The sequence below is a fragment of the Corallococcus sp. AB049A genome (assembly GCF_003668885.1).
GTDB lineage: Bacteria > Myxococcota > Myxococcia > Myxococcales > Myxococcaceae > Corallococcus > Corallococcus interemptor.
This window is the reverse complement of sequence record NZ_RAWL01000521.1, coordinates 1-5,427: the sequence shown is the minus strand read 5'-3', so window position 1 is coordinate 5,427 and position 5,427 is coordinate 1. Positions and strand designations below refer to the sequence as shown.

Genomic DNA, 5,427 nt, shown 5'->3' with positions numbered 1-5,427 from the left:
CTTCTCCACCACCTCGGTCTCCCTGACCCGAGCCTCTTCCACCACCGGATTCATCGTCCCTGCCTGGGTCGCCCTGCACACTAAACTGCTGGGTACGGACTGTCTCACTCACCTTGGCAGAGAGGGCCGCGCAAAAGTGCCGGAGCAGAGACTGTATCCAGGGCCGTCACGAGGCGGCCAATCAGACGCTCATTCGGCGGATACTTTCTGTAGTCGAGGGCTGTTGTATGGAAATTGCTGTCTTGTGAAACTTGCGGCTTTTACAGCCTCTAACAAATGTCAGGGCATAGGCGGCGCAGGAGCATGAGGCAGCAGCCAAGGACGAGGAATCCGAAGTGGACGTCGTCCCTGCGCTCATCGCGGACTCGGAGTCGGCGCAGCTGGTTCTTCCAGGCCAGCGTGCGCTCCACGACCCAGCGGTAGCGGCCCAGCCGTTCCTTGGACTCGACGCCTGGGCGGGCGATGCGAGCGGCGATGCCACGCAGGCGAAGCCCTCGCCGGTTCTTCCTGGAGGCATAGGCCTTGTCGCCGTGCAGCTTGCGTGGGCGAAGCCGCCTCTGCCCCGAGGGCACGCGCACCGCAGGCACGGAGTCGACGAGCGGGAAGAGTTCGTGCGTGTCGTGCACGTTGGCTGCCGTTACCGACTCGGTCAGCGGCAGTCCGTGGGCGTCTACGAGAAGATGATGCTTGCTACCCGCCTTCGCTCTATCCGTCGGGCTTGGGCCCGTGAGGGCCCCCTTTTTGACGCCCGCACGGACGAGGAGTCGATGGAGGCACGAGAGAAGTCCACTTTGCCTCGCAGACCCAACTCATCCAGCAGTTGCGCCTGGAGCTTTTCCCACACGCCAGCCTGGGTCCATTCCTCCAGCCGGCGCCAAGCCGTCATGCCCGACAGGCCGAACTGCTTGCGAGGCAGCATCTCCCACGGGATGCCGCTTCGGAGCACGAAGACGATGGCCTCCAGCGCCGCCCGGTCATCCGCACGAGGACGGCCCAGCTTCTTCTTGGGCCGAGGCGGAGGCAGCAGCGGCGCCACGCGCTGCCAGAAGGCGTCGGGGACGAGTTCGCGGACCATGCTCCTCAAGCTGGAGACGGCCCTTGCTCCTGGCCAGTCCGGTCCGCACTTTCGTTAGGTGCTGTAAGTGGAGGCGGGAATGCGGTCTCTGTCGAGCTGCAACTGCAGGTTCAGTCACACAGTGCCTCTTCGACTTTGGATTCATACCGACTGCGGACTTCCCTAGGGGCTTCTGCAGTAAGACGTGTTTTGAGGACAGTAGCGGCCTCTCGCGCCGCAGCAATCTGCCCTTCATTTTTCAAGAACATTGCCCATCCCAGCCTTGACCTTACCCATCCTTCCCACAACGAGAGAGACCGTGGGGTGCGAGATAGCAAGGCGTCATATCCGCGGATTGCATGGCTGAAGGCTTCTGCTGCTGCAGAAGTACGTTGAGAAAACATGGAAACAACAGCATTTTGAAGCTGCGTGGAGGCTAGGCGCTCCGCAATAGCCGCATCCGGCAGGACCTGCATGAGATAGCGGTAGACTCCTATAGCTTCGCTGTAGAATTCGCATGCATGTAGAGCTTGGCCCGTTCGTTCCGACTCCTTTCCATCCTCAACCAAGGAGTCGGCCTTTGCAGTTGTCACCATTGGATTCTTGCTCGCCGTCTCAACCATCTGCGCAAGTGATTTGCGTCTCTCTTGGAGAGCAGGAATCAGTGGCTGGAGCATCTCTCGCTGAGGGGAATGTCTCATTTTTGCGATGACATTCAGAGCGTCTTTGCAAGATTGAATCGCAGCAAGCGGTTCTCCCTCATGTACGAGTGCTCTTCCCCTCAGCCACAGCATTCTCGCCATGTAACCCAGCAGGTCGTCGCGGGTCCCTTGTGCAATCAGTTCCTGAAATATTGTGAGGCCCACAGCGCTGCGGCGGAGCACCTCTTTGCTAAGGCCTAGGCGAGCAGCGTTTCCCGCACTCGATTGCAACGTCAGGGCCAGCTCTTCTCGGGCGTTGACATACCCAGCTTCTGCCAGGGAAACCCAGGTTGAGGTGGACTGCTCGAGGGGCTGTTCCGCATTTTCGTATTCACCTGCATCCATCAGGGCATTGGCCATGTTCTGAAAGATCAGTGCGCGCGTGCCCAATGTGTCCACGTCATCGCCGAGCGGCCTTATGACCTCCAGCGCCTCCCGATAGAGATGTACAGCTTCGGCGGGTACTTGGGATCTGCGTGCCAAGATCCCTCGTTCCATCAAGGCTGAGGCCATGACTTTCGGCCATAGGGGGAACAACTCGTCCTGCTCCAAGTCGCGGAGTATTGCGATGACTGTCTCAAAGCGCCCGGCAGCCGCCTGAAGTCGTTGCGCTTGGCCGAGTGCCGTGCCAAAACACAATTCCACGCGCGCTAACTCCATCTTCGCCTCAGGCGAACGCCAGTGCTGGGAGATGTTCTGCCAGAGCGAGGATGCGTACTGGCACACCGAGAGAGCTGCCTCGGTCTGGAAGAACTTGAGCAGAATCGTGGCATGGTTGCGAAGAGCATCCCCCAGTTTGGATGCCAATTGGGTGCGCCCTTCGTCCACCACGGCGGCACGCAGCAGGTCCGCTGCATGTTTGTATGCCTCGATCGCCGGAAACGGTAATCCCATAGCCTCACGAGCGAGCGCGCATGTGAAATAGATTTCCCCAAGTTCTCCGGCGTATTCAGTGTGCCCCGCTGTTTTTACGAGCGGCTCAAGCATGCTGACCGCTTTTTCCGCGAATTGGAGCGCAATCTCCCACTTTTGATCTTGCTGGGCTACGCTTGTGCGATTGCGCAGCATCGTGACTAACACATATTTCAGATCGGCGCGCTGCTCATCCTGCTTTATTAAGTCAGTCAGAAGAGTTGCAGCGCTTTCATATGCAGCTGTGGCCTGTGCTCGACTGCCCATCGCCTCGAAGACTGCAGCAGTCGATGCATGTACTTTGGCGATCAGTTCCCACTCGTTCGTGCCCCCGAGCAGCTCAAGTGCCTCATCATAGTGACGCAGTCGTTCATGCAAAGCCTCCGTCGCATTCCCCAGAGTCAAAAGTGCACTGGCTGCTTGAACTTTGTAGAGCCTTTGCGAGCGGGGAAGCCGCTCACACAAAGTCATGACCTCGCGACACGCGGCCATTGCTTCTTCGTTACGGTCCGCTCGCCGGAGGAGCACTGCGCGGTTGTTGAGCGCAACGAGCAAGACGCCCAGATCTACCTCTTTCGTGGGTGTGGACAACAACACACGGCATTGCCCATAGTTATCTAAAGCGCCCGCCATGTCCCCCAGACTTTCATGGACTGCGGCAATTTCTGCATGAAGCGAGCCCAGTTGAATGCGCTCGTCTGGAGTTAATAGGCTTCCTTTTCCAGCAAACACAGCCCGTGCCTCGTTGAGTGCACGCAGATCCGCGACAGCTTGAGCCTTCAGGGAGCCTGACAGTCTTGGATAGAAGGGCCCAGCGTCCGCTAGATTGCGCCCTGCGGCATGATATGCACGCATGAGCCAGAACAGAGGATCGCTCCAGCCACCTCCCGAGGGGAGCCGACGGTTATGGCGTTTATCTGGAACCGAGTCCTCGCGCATTGCCTCCGACAGGTAGGGACGACCGAATGCGTTGCGGAATACATCATTCATTGCAGCAGCGGCTAGTGCAAGCGACGGCCACCGCTCGGCTGGTTCCTGGCGAAGTGCTTGGTGAAGCACGTTAACCAGACCAGGCGCCGCTGCCTCCAAGGACATGGAACCAGCTTTCAGTGCGTCCACCTCGGATAGCAACTCTGGCACAGAGTTCCAGCTTGCGCTGCCGAGCAACATGTGCAGCAACGTGGCGCCCCAACTCCATACGTCGGATCGGGCATTGATGGTCTGGCCGCGCATTTGCTCAGGGGATGCATATAGGCGCGTGAATGTGCCTGCGTTTTCGACATGAAAGTCGGATGCAGCAATCAAGGCTTGTTTGACTTTTTTCCGCAACTCCGACGGCGTGTGGGATCCGCCCGCCTCAAGCCCCTCTGTGAAGTAATCAAGGATCACATCGAAGTCATGAGGAAGTTGCTGGTACCGAGCAAGGCCGAAGTCAGTCACCTTTGCCACACCGTCGGAGGTGAGAAGAAGGTTGCTAGGTTTGAAGTCCTGGTGCACCAGTCCTCGTTGATGTGCTGCATCAAGTCCCTGGGCAGCTTGCATGGCGATGCCGAGGATTCGTTCCATGGCTATCTTCTTGCCGCCTGCGCTCAATTTCCCATGAGCGATCCAGTCGAGCAGCGAGCCGCCATCCACGTATTCGGCAAAGACCAGAACGTCGTCTCCGTTGGTGCGGAAGAAACGGCACGATGCGATATGGGAGTGTCGCGGCATATCAACCCATGACTGCAGTTCGACGAGGAAAGCCTGCCGATTCTGCTCGCTGGGCGTATGAACCTTCTTGACCGCGTACCTTTCTCCCGTGACGGAGTTCCGAGTGAGGTAGACACGGCCGAATGCGCCGCTGCCTAGTTCGCGCTCCAGCGTAAACTCTCCAAGGAGTGAATGCCCGATTGTCCAGTCGCCGTGCATGACAGTCCGACTCATGCTGCAGTCCCAACCATCACTTGCAGGCGGACAAATTTTTCACAGACGACATCCCACTTTTGGCGGCAGTCGTTGACTGTAAATGCTACAACATCCGGGAGTGTGGCTCCGTGCGCGTTGACCTGAGGAAGCGAAATGGCGACGGCGCTCTCGCGAATCGCCATATACAGGGCCGTCGCTCTGGAACCCTCACCGTCCGACGGAACGCCGTCGGGCAGATAGTCCAGCATGGCTCGAACGGCATCATCGATCTCCGCAGAGAAACCCAGTGTTCTCGGGTTGGCAACAGTCCCAAAGAGTTCCCGCTTGAGCGCAGACACTTTTTCCCTGACGGGCTCGAACAAGATTCGCCGTTGCCGGAGTTGTTCCGCAGTTCTGAGCAGTTGCCTCTTTCCAGCTTCGTCATTCATCTCCAAAGGAGATGGCAACTGACGCCCCAGTTCCTCGAACATTTGCAGATAGTCACGGTGAATCTCAGCAAGCTCCTTGTACGTTGGCTCAATGATCGACCTGAACACGCGCTCAAGGCGCTGCGTCTTGTACTGCTTCAACTGGATCAACCGGTCGATTAACTTCAAGAGGAGATCGATCACGACCAATGTCCCTTCTGCCAGAACGGTTTTCTAGCGTTCTGTGTGTTGCTCAGTATAAGCGAAGTTTGTCGATTTGGAGCAACAGGGTCGGAACCTTCCTGGGGGCCGCAGACTCGGAACCTGTCAACGTGAGTGAGACAGCGAGTTCGTGAGATTACTGCGCAACCTCCAGTGAGTTGGCCAACCGGGCGGGGTTGTTGATCCAGACGGCACTCGGCAGCGTCTGCGGCTTGGGTGGGCC

The 5,427-nt window shown here is 58.2% G+C and carries 3 protein-coding genes; all 3 read right to left on the bottom strand.

Annotation, left to right across the window (positions count from 1 at the left end; all coding sequences use genetic code 11):
• Nucleotides 1-269: 269 nt before the first annotated feature.
• A protein-coding gene (locus tag D7X55_RS35120) for an IS5 family transposase (protein WP_121725333.1) occupies nucleotides 270-1,075 on the bottom strand; the annotation gives its coding sequence in 2 pieces (ribosomal slippage) (nucleotides 270-730 and nucleotides 730-1,075; 807 coding nt in all).
• 110 nt (nucleotides 1,076-1,185) lie between these two features.
• The gene (locus D7X55_RS35115; protein ID WP_158626471.1) at nucleotides 1,186-4,578 is read right to left on the bottom strand and encodes a serine/threonine-protein kinase; all 3,393 of its coding nucleotides are present in this window, start codon (nucleotides 4,576-4,578) and stop codon (nucleotides 1,186-1,188) included.
• An 11-nt stretch (nucleotides 4,579-4,589) separates the two neighbouring features.
• Nucleotides 4,590-5,186, bottom strand: coding sequence for a hypothetical protein (locus D7X55_RS35110; protein WP_121725331.1), 597 nt, complete (start codon nucleotides 5,184-5,186; stop codon nucleotides 4,590-4,592).
• Between the last annotated feature and the right edge of the window lie 241 nt (nucleotides 5,187-5,427).